This window comes from Bacillus sp. D48C (genome assembly GCF_053345735.1).
In genome coordinates this window covers 178,347-193,086 of the sequence record NZ_JBKFAQ010000003.1, presented here as the reverse complement: position 1 = coordinate 193,086, position 14,740 = coordinate 178,347, and the positions used below count along the sequence as shown (strand labels likewise).

The 14,740-nt window shown below is 38.5% G+C and carries 17 protein-coding genes; 2 read left to right on the top strand and 15 right to left on the bottom strand.

What is annotated here, in order from left to right; genetic code table 11:
- The first annotated feature begins 16 nt into the window (after positions 1 to 16).
- The gene (locus tag ACLBXA_RS09790) at positions 17 to 628 is read left to right on the top strand and encodes a flavin reductase family protein (protein ID WP_000949048.1); all 612 of its coding nucleotides are present in this window, start codon (positions 17 to 19) and stop codon (positions 626 to 628) included.
- Between the two features lie 205 nt (positions 629 to 833).
- Here ACLBXA_RS09790 and ACLBXA_RS09785 read toward each other — a convergent pair whose 3' ends face one another.
- The 15 genes from ACLBXA_RS09785 to spo0F form a co-directional block, all read right to left on the bottom strand.
- On the bottom strand, positions 834 to 1,112 hold the full coding sequence (locus tag ACLBXA_RS09785) for a DUF3935 domain-containing protein (RefSeq protein ID WP_000197471.1): 279 nt from the start codon (positions 1,110 to 1,112) through the stop codon (positions 834 to 836).
- A gap of 84 nt (positions 1,113 to 1,196) precedes the next feature.
- The gene (locus tag ACLBXA_RS09780; protein WP_001037632.1) at positions 1,197 to 1,325 is read right to left on the bottom strand and encodes a hypothetical protein; all 129 of its coding nucleotides are present in this window, start codon (positions 1,323 to 1,325) and stop codon (positions 1,197 to 1,199) included.
- 19 nt (positions 1,326 to 1,344) lie between these two features.
- A complete protein-coding gene (locus ACLBXA_RS09775; RefSeq protein WP_000142476.1) occupies positions 1,345 to 1,893 on the bottom strand; it encodes a manganese efflux pump MntP in 549 nt (182 codons plus the stop codon).
- Between the two features lie 77 nt (positions 1,894 to 1,970).
- Complete coding sequence (locus ACLBXA_RS09770; protein ID WP_000557357.1) at positions 1,971 to 3,011, bottom strand: L-threonylcarbamoyladenylate synthase; 1,041 nt, start codon at positions 3,009 to 3,011, stop codon at positions 1,971 to 1,973.
- A gap of 108 nt (positions 3,012 to 3,119) precedes the next feature.
- Positions 3,120 to 3,578 carry a mechanosensitive ion channel protein gene (locus tag ACLBXA_RS09765; protein ID WP_000758437.1) on the bottom strand — a complete coding sequence of 153 codons (459 nt, stop codon included), beginning with the start codon at positions 3,576 to 3,578 and terminating at the stop codon, positions 3,120 to 3,122.
- A 49-nt stretch (positions 3,579 to 3,627) separates the two neighbouring features.
- Complete coding sequence (spoIIR, locus tag ACLBXA_RS09760) at positions 3,628 to 4,491, bottom strand: stage II sporulation protein R (RefSeq protein ID WP_447617190.1); 864 nt, start codon at positions 4,489 to 4,491, stop codon at positions 3,628 to 3,630.
- A 112-nt stretch (positions 4,492 to 4,603) separates the two neighbouring features.
- The gene (gene prmC, locus ACLBXA_RS09755) at positions 4,604 to 5,455 is read right to left on the bottom strand and encodes a peptide chain release factor N(5)-glutamine methyltransferase (protein WP_001267022.1); all 852 of its coding nucleotides are present in this window, start codon (positions 5,453 to 5,455) and stop codon (positions 4,604 to 4,606) included.
- On the bottom strand, positions 5,455 to 6,522 hold the full coding sequence (gene prfA / locus ACLBXA_RS09750; protein WP_000887066.1) for a peptide chain release factor 1: 1,068 nt from the start codon (positions 6,520 to 6,522) through the stop codon (positions 5,455 to 5,457). Before prfA ends, prmC begins: the two co-directional genes overlap by 1 nt.
- A 266-nt stretch (positions 6,523 to 6,788) precedes the next feature.
- On the bottom strand, positions 6,789 to 7,376 hold the full coding sequence (locus tag ACLBXA_RS09745) for a thymidine kinase (RefSeq protein WP_000280851.1): 588 nt from the start codon (positions 7,374 to 7,376) through the stop codon (positions 6,789 to 6,791).
- A 108-nt stretch (positions 7,377 to 7,484) separates the two neighbouring features.
- Entirely contained in the window at positions 7,485 to 7,730 is a 246-nt protein-coding gene (locus ACLBXA_RS09740; protein WP_000643435.1) for a type B 50S ribosomal protein L31, read from the bottom strand.
- A gap of 277 nt (positions 7,731 to 8,007) precedes the next feature.
- Positions 8,008 to 9,279 carry a transcription termination factor Rho gene (rho, locus tag ACLBXA_RS09735; RefSeq protein ID WP_001053903.1) on the bottom strand — a complete coding sequence of 424 codons (1,272 nt, stop codon included), beginning with the start codon at positions 9,277 to 9,279 and terminating at the stop codon, positions 8,008 to 8,010.
- Between the two features lie 532 nt (positions 9,280 to 9,811).
- Positions 9,812 to 10,777, bottom strand: a complete 966-nt coding sequence (glpX, locus tag ACLBXA_RS09730) for a class II fructose-bisphosphatase (protein WP_000442340.1) — start codon at positions 10,775 to 10,777, stop codon at positions 9,812 to 9,814.
- A gap of 116 nt (positions 10,778 to 10,893) precedes the next feature.
- On the bottom strand, positions 10,894 to 12,183 hold the full coding sequence (murA, locus tag ACLBXA_RS09725) for a UDP-N-acetylglucosamine 1-carboxyvinyltransferase (protein ID WP_000413248.1): 1,290 nt from the start codon (positions 12,181 to 12,183) through the stop codon (positions 10,894 to 10,896).
- A 481-nt stretch (positions 12,184 to 12,664) separates the two neighbouring features.
- Positions 12,665 to 13,522, bottom strand: a complete 858-nt coding sequence (locus ACLBXA_RS09720; RefSeq protein ID WP_001131856.1) for a class II fructose-bisphosphate aldolase — start codon at positions 13,520 to 13,522, stop codon at positions 12,665 to 12,667.
- 210 nt (positions 13,523 to 13,732) lie between these two features.
- Positions 13,733 to 14,101: a sporulation initiation phosphotransferase Spo0F gene (spo0F, locus tag ACLBXA_RS09715; RefSeq protein ID WP_000398594.1), complete on the bottom strand. Its 369-nt coding sequence runs from the start codon at positions 14,099 to 14,101 to the stop codon at positions 13,733 to 13,735.
- Between the two features lie 201 nt (positions 14,102 to 14,302).
- Between spo0F and ACLBXA_RS09710 the strand changes: the two genes are divergently transcribed.
- Positions 14,303 to 14,740 (top strand): DUF2529 family protein (locus tag ACLBXA_RS09710; protein ID WP_447617189.1); only part of this gene is annotated, 438 nt, incomplete at its 3' end.

Here is a 14,740-nt window from a genome sequence, read left to right as displayed (position 1 = left end):
AAAGGGGATTACAAGCATGTTATCCATTAATCCAAATGAACAAACTGAAAAAGATAATTACAAATTACTTACTGGAAGTATCATCCCTCGCCCTGTCGCATTCGTTACTTCTGTAACAAAAGACGGTGTATTAAACGGCGCACCATATAGTTATTTCAATATTGTCGCTGCTAATCCACCACTTATCTCTGTTTCTGTACAACGAAAAGCCGGAGAAAGAAAGGACACTTCCCGAAACGCAATTGAAAAAGGTGAATTTGTCGTACATATTTCTGACGAATCATATGTAGCAGCAATTAACGAAACAGCAGCTAATCTCCCGCCAAATGAAAGTGAAATTGAACTAGCAAAACTAACACCAATTGAAAGTGAAGTCATCTCTGTTCCAGGTGTAAAAGAAGCAAATATTCGAATGGAATGTATATTAGAACGTGCAATTCCACTTGGTGGAACAGAAGACTCACCAGCTTGTGATCTACTAATTGGACGCGTCGTTCGTTTCCACGTTGCCGAGCATCTATATGAAAAAGGGCGCATTCACGCAGAAGGACTCAAACCAATAAGCCGCCTAGCAGGACACAACTATGCAAAATTAGGAGAACAATTTGAACTGGTTAGGCCAGTTTAAAAGCGGAAGCGGCTCGTTCAGAATGAGAGGGGGATGGAGCTTCTGACGTAGAGGCGCTTTTTACCTCACAGGAAGACGCGAAGCCACCGACCATTCTAGCCACTGGAGCTGGATATATATCTAAAAGCGGAAGCGGCTCGCTCAGAATCGATTCCTGCCATCACTCAAACATAAAAATCCCCTGCTTTTTAGCAGGGGATTTTTATCATTGTAATTCTTCCTTCTTTTCCTCTAAAGTAGGGAGTTTTTCTTTTTTCGGTTTCCCTAGCTTAATTACGAAGAAGTATAGGGAAAGCAGTGTAATAAGAAAAACAATTAAAAACGGGTACGGAGAGTAAAAAGCACGCGCCGCCTCAGTCTTTCCCGCAACAAATTTCAATGACTCAATATCTAAAAACTCAGCAAACATTTGTACACCGAGCATACTAAACCAAAAAACAAAAAAACTAATAATAATACCAAAAACTTGCTTCAATCTTGTCATTCATCTCATCCTTTCTATATGTGTAATTTTTTAGCGCAATCAATATAGTACAAACAAAACTATGCACAGAAAGGAGCTATCTTACTATTCGCGAATTAACTTAATCCAACCTAAAATTGCAATTTGCAAAATAATACCCCAAATTATAAGCCTTCTTAGCCATCGAGGAAAGAAGGTTAAAAACTTAACATACCATTCCAATAGCTTGTTCATAATTCCCTCCTACATAAAATTATATAGGAAAAAGGATATATAATCCAAATCCAACTAGAATGATGCCACCTACTATCTCGCCATATGTACCGAGCATATCTTTCGCATGTCTACCAATTAATAAACCAATCCACGCTAACAACATGCTAACAAATCCAAAAAGTAATATCGTAATGATTGTTTGTGCCCCATAAATACCAAGACTAAGCCCTACTGAGAAACTATCTATACTAACGCCAAATGCAAATACGAATAAGCTAATTCCAATAGGGACAGTTCTAGTCTCTCCATTTTGTAAAATGGTCGAATATACGATATAAAAACCTAGTCCGATTAATAAAATAGCACCCGCAAAATGTGCAATATCTCCATACTTCTCTGATAAAAAACGACCTAGTACCATCCCTATAAATGGCATAATAATATGAAATATCCCTATCGTCATACCAATATACAGGATTTGTCTTAACTTTAGGGGCATCATCCCCATACCAAGACTCACCGAGAACGCATCCATCCCTAAGGCGAATGCCATAATTATTAAAGGTATTAGCTGTTCAAACGTCATTCATGCCCCTCCTTGGACGTGCTACTTCACAATATGCTTATCCAAGGAGAAATATTCTGTTTGCTAACCTTACCTTATCATTCAATAATAATATGATGTCCTGCCGCTTTTGTTAAACGATTCATAATAGCATTTCCTATTCCTTCATTAGGGAACGACTCACTAAAAATAACATCCACTTCACTTGCATCAAATGTTCTAAGTACATCATATAATTTAGTCGCAACGCTAGCTAAGTCACTTCTAACACCACAAGACAATATAACATCTGCGTTATATACATGCTGATACTCTTCCGTCGTTAATACGCCTACTTTAAATCCTTCTTCCTTTTTCTCATCCACAAGTTGCTGAATAAACTCACGTGAGCCCTCAACAATACTAAGTGGTGCTTTCGGCGCATAATGTGTGTATTTCATTCCAGGTGATTTCGGTTTTTCCTTCTCATCCTTTAAAGCTGGATCTAAAGAAACGGTACCTATCACCGCTTCTAATTGTTCTTTCGTAATCCCACCTGGACGTAATATTGTTGGAACCGTGCTTGTACAATCAATTACAGTTGATTCAACGCCTACTCCAGTTGCACCACCATCAACAATACCTGCAATCTTCCCATTCAAATCTTCATATACGTGAGAAGCTAGTGTTGGACTTGGACGCCCTGAACGATTCGCACTTGGTGCCGCAACAGGTACATTCGCCTCTTCAATAAGAGCAAGTGCAACTGGATGATCAGGCATTCTTACCCCAACCGTATTAAGTCCCGCCGTCACCCTCTCTGAAATCCCTTCTTTTCTCGGCAAAATAATTGTTAATGGTCCTGGCCAAAAATGCGCCATTAACTTCTCTGCAACTGGTGGAATTTCTTTCACAATCCCATCTAACTGAGATTTTGTACCTATGTGGACAATGAGTGGATTATCACTCGGTCTTCCTTTCGCTTCGAAAATTTTCGCGATTGCTTCATCATCCATCGCGTTTGCACCTAACCCATATACTGTTTCCGTAGGGAAAGCAACCGCCTCATTTTCTCTTAATAATTTTGCTGCTTCTTGTAACTGTGGATAATATTTTTTTCTTTCCACAACATTATCCACAACCCACATATTTGTATGCATTTTTTTCCACGTCCTTTTCTACCCTTAAATACTTGTCTATTTTTAGTTTACTATGAGATTTATCCAAAAGACAAACAAGGTTTATCCACAAAATGTGGATAAACCCAATTAATCCGTGGATAACTTTGTGAATAGCTGACAATTTAGTATTATTGCATTCTGCTCTTTTATATTTTTACAAAAATGTTCTAACTGTTGAATACCCTCTGGAACCTCATCCTTTTCTATAGTAAAAAAGTCAAAGAACTGAAAGATCGGTACAGATTGTGGATGGTTTGTTAGTAAGTACAATTGTTGAACACTTTTTTCTTTCATATACTGCAAAAACATTTCAAAAAAATATAAGAAAGTCTGTTTATCCACATGAGGTGTGAATAAACAAGAACGAATAAGTACATCTTCCCCACTTTGTTCATAACCAATTACAGCTCTTATTTCTTCCGCCTCTTCCAAAATCATAAATTGTGCGTACAACTCATTTATTTTATCATCTTTTTTATTAGCTTGTCCGAAAAAAGAATGTAATCTTTCCACATCTGCTTTCGTAGCAAAATACACTTTCTTCATAATAAATCCCTCCTCATTTTTATATATGAGGAGGGATTTATTAATAGTACTATTTAGAGAATAAAGATGTAAAAGCTTCTACAATAAACAATTTAACTTCTGGCTTTTTTTCTTCCTCTTCTACTTTTACATACTCATTTTGCTTTTCTTGTTTTTTCTCCACAGGTTTCTCCACTTTTTCCACCGTTTTTGTTTCTTCTTTACTTACAGGCTGCTCTTCGACTTTTGTTTCATTTTTTACTACTTTCTTTTCAGAAGCTGTTACTTCTTTTACTACTTCCTGTTTTACAGCTTTCGTTTCTTTAACCTTATCCACTTTCTTCTCTTCTGTATCTACTACTTCTTCATCTAGTTGTTTCACCTGTTCCTCTTCAGGAGATTCCGCCTTCACAACGTGCTCTTCTTTTCTTACAGCTGTCCCACTCGAAAAATCTAAGAAACACATTGGTGGAAATAATACACACCACCAGTTCGCCCCTTCACCTTCTCCAATTGTGATCAATACTGCTTCATATTCTCCTGCTGGATAAATAAAATTCCCATATACCTTTGTAGGAAACTTAACATTCTTACTAAATTTCACTTGAAATGATTCTTTACTTCCTTCCCTTTTTAACGTATTTTCCACCGTTTTCTCGATTTCTGGAATATGACTTTGAATTACTTTGCGTGCCTCTTCAAATGAAGTTAAATCCGCTACCCATCCATCAATTTGCGCTTTTACTTCATCACGCACTTTACGCTTTAATGCCTGGTCTTTATCTGAATCGCTATTTGCTAAAATTCGTAATCGAACGGCCTCTTTCGGAATAACTGAAGGCCCTTTTGCATCAGCTTTCATATATCCAAACTGCACAAGTAACTGTGCACCAATTAATAATATAAGAAGATAAGCAATAACTTGTTTTTTCATTTCCTCCACCGTCCCCTCTACAAACAGTGTGGACAGACTTTCATATTTCTAAACTATTAAATTCAAAATCTATATGAATTTTCCCACAAAAAAATGGAGTAAGGTGTAAACCTTACTCCATCTCTGCAAATACCATACGGTCTTTTCCGTTAATATCAAAAACAACCTCAACATGGGCATGTGGAAAAGCTTGTTGTAACAATCTTTTTACATCCTCACCTTGTCCTACTCCAATTTCAAACGCTACAATTGCTTTCTCCTGCAACACATTCGGCAATTCTTCCATAAAACGGCGATAAAAATCTAATCCGTCTTCTCCACCAACAAGTGCTCTCTTCGGCTCATGCTCTTTCACAACAGGAGAAAGACCACGCCAATCCTCTTCCGGTATATATGGAGGATTTGAAACAACAACATCTAGCTTTTGACCCGTTTTATCAAATGGTGACAATAAATCACCGTGATAGAACGTTACTTCTGCACCTAAAGCTTTTGCATTTTCTTTTGCAACTTCAATCGACTCTTGTGCAATATCTACTGTATACACGTGGAGATTTTTATTTTCTAAAGCAAGCGTAATAGAAATCGCTCCACTACCTGTTCCTATATCTGCTACATGTAGTTCCTTGTCACCAAAATGGCGCTCAATTCTTTCTAATACTCCTACTATAAGTTCTTCTGTTTCCGGTCTTGGTATTAATACTTCTTCATTCACAAAGAACGACCGGCCATAAAACATTTCATAACCAATCATATATTGAATAGGAATACCTTCTACGTGCTTGTGGATAAACTCCGTAAAGCTTGCCTCTTGTTCCTCATTTATTTCTTCACGCATATTCATAAGTAATCCTGTTCTGTTCATCTTTAATACATGACAAAGGACAATTTCTCCCGCATTTTCATCTCGTCCATTTTCCTGTAAAAAAGAAGAAGCCCATTTCAGGGCTTCATAGACACGCATTACTCAGCTGCCTCCATCCTTTGAGCCTGATCTTCCATCACTAAGGCATTGATGAAATCATCTAACTTACCTTGTAAGATTTGATCTAGCTTTTGAATCGTTAAACCGATTCGATGGTCTGTAACACGGTTTTGCGGGAAGTTATACGTACGAATACGCTCTGAACGATCGCCCGTACCAACAGCTTGTTTACGGTTTTGATCATATTCAGCTTGTGCTTCTTGTCTAAACTTATCATAAACACGTGCGCGTAATACTTTCATCGCTTTTTCTTTATTCTTAATTTGTGATTTCTCATCCTGACAAGATACAACTACACCAGTCGGTAAATGTGTTAAACGTACCGCTGACATCGTTGTATTAACACTTTGTCCACCAGGACCACTAGAAGCGAATGTATCAACACGAACATCTTTCTCGTGAATGTCGATTTCTACTTCTTCTGCCTCTGGTAATACAGCTACAGTTGCTGTAGATGTATGAATACGTCCACCAGATTCCGTTTCAGGAACACGTTGTACACGGTGAGCACCATTCTCGAATTTCAGCTTCGCGAAAGCACCTTTACCGTTAATCATAAAGATAATCTCTTTATATCCACCTAACTCTGTATAGCTAGCCTCGATAATTTCTGTTTTCCAACCTTGAACCTCAGCATAACGGCTATACATGCGGTATAAGTCACCAGCAAATAAAGCGGCCTCGTCGCCACCAGCAGCCCCACGAACCTCAACGATAACGTTCTTATCATCATTAGGGTCCTTTGGAACTAGTAAAATTTTCAGACGTTCTGATAACGTTTTTTCTTGTGATTCTAACTCAGAAACCTCTTCTTTTACCATGTCACGCATTTCTGCGTCTAACTTCTCTTCTAACATTGCTTTCGCATCTTTTAATTGCTCACGAACATCCTTATACTCACGATACACCTCTACCGTTTCCTGTATATCAGACTGTTCCTTTGAATATTCACGAAGCTTATTTGTATCGCTAATAACCTCTGGGTCACTTAACAATTCATTTAACTTCTCATAACGATTTTCTACAGCTTGCAAACGATCTAACACATCATTCACCTCTACATCCTAGTATCTAATACAAATAGTATATGGTACTTACTCAAAAAAACGCAAATTATATTTAAAAGCGTAAGCGGCTTGCTCAGAATCGCAGGCCATTGGAGCTCTCGACCTTGAAGCGCTTTTTGCTTCAAGCGAGAGAGTGAAATGGCCGGAGATTCTAGCCGCTGGAGCTAGATAATATTTAAAAGCATAAGTGGCTCACACCACCCACACTCTCCATTCTGAAAAAAACCCGCCTTGCGCAGCGAGTTTTACTTGTCTTTGTTTGTAGGAACTGCATGACAATGACGACATCGTGGTTCATACGATTCTGAAGCCCCAACTAAAATAATCGGATCATCAAATGCCGCTGGTTCCCCATCAATTAATCGTTGTGTACGACTTGCCGGAGATCCACATGCAGAACATACTGCTTGTAGCTTTGTTACATGTTCAGCAATTGCCATCAGCTGAGGAACTTGTCCAAATGGTAGACCACGGAAATCTTGGTCTAAACCAGCTACAATGACACGATAGCCACGATTTGCCAATACTTGCACCACTTCCACAATGTCCCCATCAAAGAATTGTACCTCATCGATTGCAATTACATCCATATCTTCAGTGATATGTTCAAATATATCTTTTGAAGCTGAAACAGGAACTGCTTTTACCTTTAATCCGTTATGTGATACAACGTCTTCTTCACTATAGCGATTATCAATACATGGTTTAAATACAATTGCATGTTGTTTTGCAAATTGCGTACGGCGCACACGGCGGATTAACTCTTCTGATTTACCAGAAAACATACTACCGCAAATCACTTCAATCCAGCCATTTTGATTTATTAAGTACATGAAGCTCTCCTTTCATCTACTTTTTAGTTAAAAGTAGGGTAAAGGTATAATATTTTCACAAAAAAAACAGACAAGCGAATACATACACTTGCCTGTTTTATGTTTTTATTACTTGATACCGTATTTCTTATTGAAGCGATCAACGCGTCCGTCTGCAGTAGCAAACTTCTGACGTCCAGTGTAGAATGGGTGAGAATCAGAACTGATCTCAACTTTTAGTAATGGATAAGTGTTACCATCTTCCCACTCAACAGTTTCGCTAGAGCCTTTAGTAGACCCGCTTAAGAATTTGAAGCCTGTGTTTGTGTCCATGAATACAACTTTCTTGTAATCTGGGTGAATTCCTGCTTTCATTCTTTTCATCTCCTTCCGCCCTGAATCATTTTCGAAACAGAGTTTTTCATCTTCAGCTGCATACACAACTATATTGATGAAACACATATGATGAAATTATAACAAGGCTAACTTCATTTTGCAACTACCTGTTTTTGTCTTTTGAAATTTAAAGTGGCTTGGGCTCGATCAGCTCTGACCAGCTAAGGTTCTCCCACTTATTTCTCTCTTTAATATCACCTAAAAGGCATAAGAAAACTCGCTTACTATAAAATAAGCGAGTCCCAATCTTTTCCCTTTACTTAGTTGTTACATACCTTTTAGAGTCTGCAACAATGTTTTGTAAAAATTCTTCGTTTGTCTTCGTTTGACGAAGCTTACGTAAGAAACTTTCAACAAAGTCTGGTGTATCACGCATTGTTTTACGAATGCCCCATAACTTGTCTAAATGCTCTTTTGGAATTAATAGATCTTCTTTACGTGTACCAGAACGACGAATATCAATCGCTGGGAAGATACGACGTTCAGCTAACGAACGATCTAAGTGAAGTTCCATATTTCCAGTTCCTTTAAATTCCTCGTAAATAACATCGTCCATACGAGATCCTGTATCAACAAGGGCTGTTGCTAAAATCGTTAAGCTACCGCCCTCTTCAATATTACGTGCAGCTCCAAAGAAACGCTTCGGTCTATGGAAAGCCGCTGGGTCGATACCACCCGATAATGTTCTACCACTTGGCGGAATAACAAGGTTGTAAGCTCGCGCTAAACGGGTAATACTATCCATTAAAATGATAACGTCTTTTTTGTGCTCTACAAGACGCATTGCACGTTCTAACACAAGTTCAGCTACTTTAATATGATTTTCTGGTACTTCATCAAAAGTAGAACTTACAACGTCGCCCTTAACAGAACGTTCAATGTCTGTTACTTCCTCTGGACGCTCATCAATTAAAAGCACAATTAATTCTGCTTCTGGATGATTTGTTGTAACACTGTGTGCAATTTCTTTTAATAGACTTGTTTTACCAGCCTTTGGAGGCGCAACAATTAAACCACGTTGTCCAAATCCAACTGGTGCGATTAAATCCATGATACGTGTCGGTAACTTTTTCGGTTCCGTTTCCAATTTCATTTGGCGATCTGGGTATAATGGTGTTAATGCAGGGAAATGCACACGCTCTTTTGCTGAATCTGGATCATCTCCGTTTACAGCTTCAACTTGTAATAACCCAAAATAGCGTTCATTTTCTTTCGGAGGTCGTACTTTACCAGAAACTTTGTCTCCATTACGTAAATCGAAACGACGAATTTGCGAAGCTGAGATATAAATATCTTCTGAGCTTGGAGAATAGTTGATAGGACGTAGGAATCCAAATCCTTCTGATTGAATAATTTCTAATACGCCTTCCATGAAAAAGAAACCTTCTTTTTCTGCTCGAGCTTTCAAAATAGAAAAGATTAACTCTTTTTTCGTTAACTTGCTATAATACGAAATCTTAAATTCTTTCGCAAGCTCGTATAACTCTTTTAATTTCATGTTTTCTAATGCTGCAATTGACAAATTCATTCAGACACCACACTTTAACGTTATTCTCTTTTTTCATGGGTAAAGGGAAAAATACGGAAGGCAAATAATTAATAATGAAAGGCAATAAGTTCAAGTAGGGTAATATTCACTATTGTAACCCTTTTATCTAGTTTTAATCAATACGTTGGAACACAAATACAAGAAGCGAAGACAAGAAAATTTGTCTTCGCTTCTTATTTAGTTTAGTTCCAGCTCCGATAGTTAAAAAGGTCGACCATTTTAACCTTTCTGAACGAGCCGCTTACGCTTTTTATTTAATCCAGCTTCAGCAGCTAGAATGGTCGGTGGCTAGAAGGATCAGTCATTTCACCCCTTCCTGCGAGGCACAAAACGCCTCTTCGTCAGGAGTTCCAATGCCTTCCCCTTCTGAGCAAGCTGCTTACGCTTTTTACTTAAATCCAGTTCCAGCGGCTAGAATCTCCGGTCATTTCACTCTCTCACTCGAAGCAAAGAGCGCTTCAAGGTCGAGAGTTCCAATGTCCTGCGATTCTGAGCGAGCCGCTTCCACCTTTTACTTAATAACCAAGTTCGGTTTTTTATTTAAGCTATGACGACCATCTACGAAGCGAACTGTGCCTGATTTCGCACGCATAACAAGAGATTGCGTTGTTCCTACGCTACCTTTAAATTGAACACCGCGTAATAGTTCTCCATCTGTTACACCTGTTGCTGCAAAGATTGCATCGTCACCTTTTACTAAGTCCTCCATACGAAGGATACGATTAATGTCTTCTATGCCCATTTTTTTACAACGCGCTAATTCAGCTTCGTTTTGTGGCAATAGTTTTCCGTGAATTTCTCCACCTAAACATTTTAAAGCAACTGCTGCTAATACACCTTCAGGTGCTCCACCAGATCCAAATAAAATATCTACACCTGTACGATCAAACGCTGTATTAATCGCTCCAGCTACATCTCCATCATTAATTAATTTAATACGAGCACCAGCTTTACGAATTTCTTCGATAATTTCTTGATGACGTGGGCGATTTAAAACTGTCGCTACAACATCTTCAATATCTTTATTTTTCGCTTTCGCAACTGCACGTAAGTTATCAATAATAGGCGCATCAATGTCGACCGCCCCAACTGCTTCTGGGCCAACCGCGATTTTATCCATGTACATGTCAGGAGCATGTAACAAATTACCATGGTCTGCAATTGCAATAACAGCAAGAGCATTCCAGCCACCAGCTGCTACGATGTTTGTCCCTTCTAAAGGATCAACTGCAACGTCTACACGTGGTCCATATCCTGTACCTAATTTCTCTCCGATATATAGCATTGGTGCTTCATCCATCTCACCTTCACCAATTACAACTGTACCTTTCATCGGAATTGTATCAAATACATCACGCATAGCTGATGTTGCTGCACCGTCTGCTTCATCTTTTTTCCCGCGCCCCATCCAACGCGCTGATGATAATGCTGCAGCCTCTGTTACACGTACTAACTCCATAGATAAACTTCTTTCCACAATAATCCCTCTCCTTTAAGTCTTTATATTTCTGCCGTATTTTGTGAACCGTGTTTTTCTATAAAGTGTACTTCCGCAAGTAGTGATGCTTCGCTTCCCCCTTGCGGAAGTATCACTTATGCGTTCTTCATCTCTTCAATTTCTTGTTTTGTCATTTGTTCTCGCCAAATGTTTGCTCCAAGCCCTTTAAGCTTGTCCACTATATTCTCATAACCTCGATCAATATGCTCAAGTCCTGTTACTTCTGTAATTCCATCTGCCATTAACCCTGCAATAACAAGTGCCGCTCCCGCTCGTAAATCACTCGCCTTCACTTTTGCACCTTGCAGTAACACAGGACCAGTTACAATTGCCGAACGACCTTCTACTTTAATTTGAGCATTCATACGACGTAATTCATCAATGTGTTTGAAACGGGCACCGTAAATTGTATCTGTTACAACTCCCGTCCCGTGCGCTTTTGTTAAAAGCGTCGTAAACGGCTGTTGTAAATCTGTTGGAAAACCTGGATATACAAGCGTTTTGATATCAACTACTTTTAACTTTCTATTACCGTTCACCGTAATTTGATCATCGTTCGTTTCAACTTGAACACCAGCTTCTCTTAGCTTTGCAGTAACTGATTCTAAGTGCTGAGGAATAACGTTATCAACCGTTACTTCTCCTCCTGATGCAGCTCCTAGAATCATATACGTACCAGCTTCGATACGATCTGGGATGATAGTATGGTGACAACCATGTAAAGAGTCCACACCATCTATTCGGATTACATCTGTACCAGCACCTTTAATACGTGCTCCCATGCTTGTTAACAATGTAGCTACATCAATAATCTCGGGCTCTTTCGCTGCATTTTCAATAACAGTTCTACCTTTCGCTCGTACAGCTGCTAGCATAATATTAATCGTAGCTCCCACACTAACAACATCTAAATAAATACGTGCTCCATGTAGTTCATCTGCCCTTAAATAGATGGCACCTTGTTCATTTGTAACATGTGCACCCAGCGCTTCAAACCCTTTAATATGCTGATCAATTGGCCTCGGTCCTAAATGACATCCACCCGGAAGCCCAATAACAGCTTTTTTAAAACGGCCAAGCATCGCACCCATTAAATAATAAGAAGCGCGCAACTTTTTCACTTTTCCATTTGGCAAAGGCATTGCAACCATGTTAGAAGGATCGACTACCATCTCTTCCTCCTGTCCATAAGTTACTTTCCCTCCAATTTCCTCTAGTAAGTCTCCTAACATTTTCACGTCCGAAATATTAGGGACACCACCAATAGTTACTGGAGTATCTGCTAAAATTGTCGCTGGAATTAATGCAACGGCACTGTTCTTTGCACCGCTTACTCGAATTGTTCCATTTAAAGCTCTTCCGCCTTCAATTAGCAATTTTTCCATATTGAGCTCCCTTCTTGTGAATGTATTTACTTTCTATATTTTTATAGAAAGCTCCCCTTAAGAATCTCAATTACTCTTTCCATCCCAAAACTCAATAAAGTGAAACTTTAATTAGTCGGGGGTGTTTATCCCCCACTGGTTATTAGTTGAACCAATCGGGCTTTTACGGGCAGTTGACCCCCACCTAACTTTTTTGCTTCCACTAAATTTTGAGGTGGGGGTCTTACTGCCCTTTAATGCGGGATAAATAGGAAACCATTATCTTCATTTCTCCTGTAGCACGAATAGATAAAGATCAACTATTCATCGAATTCACTTTATCAATTTAGATACGTTATCACATTTATTAATAGGACTATGCACATTATTTTCTATTTAAAAACCAAAAATGATAAAATCTTTCGACTTGTTCACGCTTTCATTATACAACGAAAGGAAACCGTCTAAAAGACTAGACGGTTTCCAAAACGGAATTTTATTCTTACGCTTTACCGTTAGAACCGAACTCACGCATTTTACCAGCAACAGTTGCTTTAATAGCGTCGCGGCCAGGTCCGATAAATTTACGAGGATCGTAAACTTCTTGGTCTTTGTTTAATACTTCACGAACAGCTTTTGTAAACTCGATTTGGTTCTCAGTGTTTACGTTGATTTTTGAAGTACCTAAAGAGATAGCTTTTACGATATCAGCAGTTGGGATACCAGTACCACCGTGTAATACTAAAGGTACGCCAGTGAAGTCACGAACTTGTTCCATTTCAGCGAATCCTAAGTTAGGCTCACCTTTGTAAGGACCGTGTACAGAACCTAAAGCTGGAGCTAGGCAATCGATACCTGTTGCTTCAACAAGGTGCTTACACTCTGCTGGATCAGCGTAAATTACGCCTTCAGCGATTACGTCGTCTTCTTGTCCGCCAACTGTTCCAAGCTCAGCTTCAACAGATACGTTACGAGCGTGTGCGTATTCTACTACTTGTTTAGTAGTTTCAACGTTTTCTTCGAATGGGTGGTGAGAAGCGTCGATCATTACAGATGTGAAACCTGCATCAATTGCTTCTTTACATTTTTCGAAGCTTGAACCATGGTCAAGGTGAATCGCTACAGGAACAGTGATGTTCATTTCTTCGATTAAAGCTTTAACCATAGCTACAACTGTTTTGAAACCAGTCATATGACGAGCTGCACCCTCAGATACACCTAGGATTACAGGAGATTTTTCTTCTTCCGCAGCAGCTAAGATAGCTTGAGTCCACTCTAAGTTGTTCATGTTGAATTGACCAACTGCGTATTTTCCTTCTAGTGCTTTGTTTAGCATTTCTTTCATAGAAACTAAAGGCATGGTGAATCCTCCTAAAAAACGTTTTTTGTATCCGATAAGTTCTTATCGCTGGTAGTATGACCAGAATAAGGTAAAATATGTATATCTACATACCGGACTTTTTTCTACACTCAATAGGATAACAACTTGTACTCAAAAACTCAACCGTATTCACCTGCACAATAGTCCATGTAAACGCTTTTTTCCATATTTTTTATAAAAAATTCATTTTTACGCCTCTACAGCGAGCTCATTTCTCACAGCTTGACGAATTTCATCAATATCAAATGGTTTAGCAAAATGCATTAAAGCACCTAAATCTTTTGCTTCTTGGATCATATCAAGCTCTCCATAAGCAGTCATTAAAATGACTTTAATACTCTCATCAATTTCTTTTACATGCTTTAAAATCTCTATACCATCCATGCCTGGAATTTTCATATCTAATACTACTAAATCCGGATTATCTTTTTTCACGATATCTAAAGCTTGAAATCCATTCGCTGCTTGGAATGTCTGATAACCTTCTTTTTGGAACACTTCATGTAATAACACACGAATCCCATATTGATCATCAACGATTAAAATTTTACCTTCCATAATTCCCAACCTTTCTGTGTAAGTACAAGATTTAAAGCTTCTTATATCTTAACGATTTATTTTCGCTATTCTTTGGCAAATTCCTTCCTATTCTTTCTTATTTTACCGTTTCCTATTTTGTTATGCTACCCTACGATTTCACCTTTCTAAAAAAATAAACTATAATGAAAGCCGGCAAACACGTACGAAGGGAGTAACATTATGTTAAAAATTTTTTCAACTCAATTAAGTGGTTATTTCTCCAGAGTTTCTCAAAAAGAAGAAATGAATATAGAAGATAGCGCTCGTTTACTTGCTCAAGCACTAATTGGCGATGGTTTCATTTATTTATATGGTACAAATGAAATGGATGGTGTTGTTACCGAAGCACTATTCGGTGCTGAACCAATGAAGCAAGCAAAACGCTTATTTGAAAATGGTAAAGAAGCAGAAGTAACCTCTGCGGATCGTGTACTTCTTATTAGCCGTTTTTCAACAGATGAAGCAGTTGTAGAAATTGCAAAAAAACTACAAGAAGAGGGACACTCTATTGTCGGCATTTCTGCTCTTCAAGAAGGTACGAAATCACTGGAACAATATACAGACGTACATATTGATACAAAACTGTTAAAAGGCCTTATTCCAGACGATGAAGGTAAT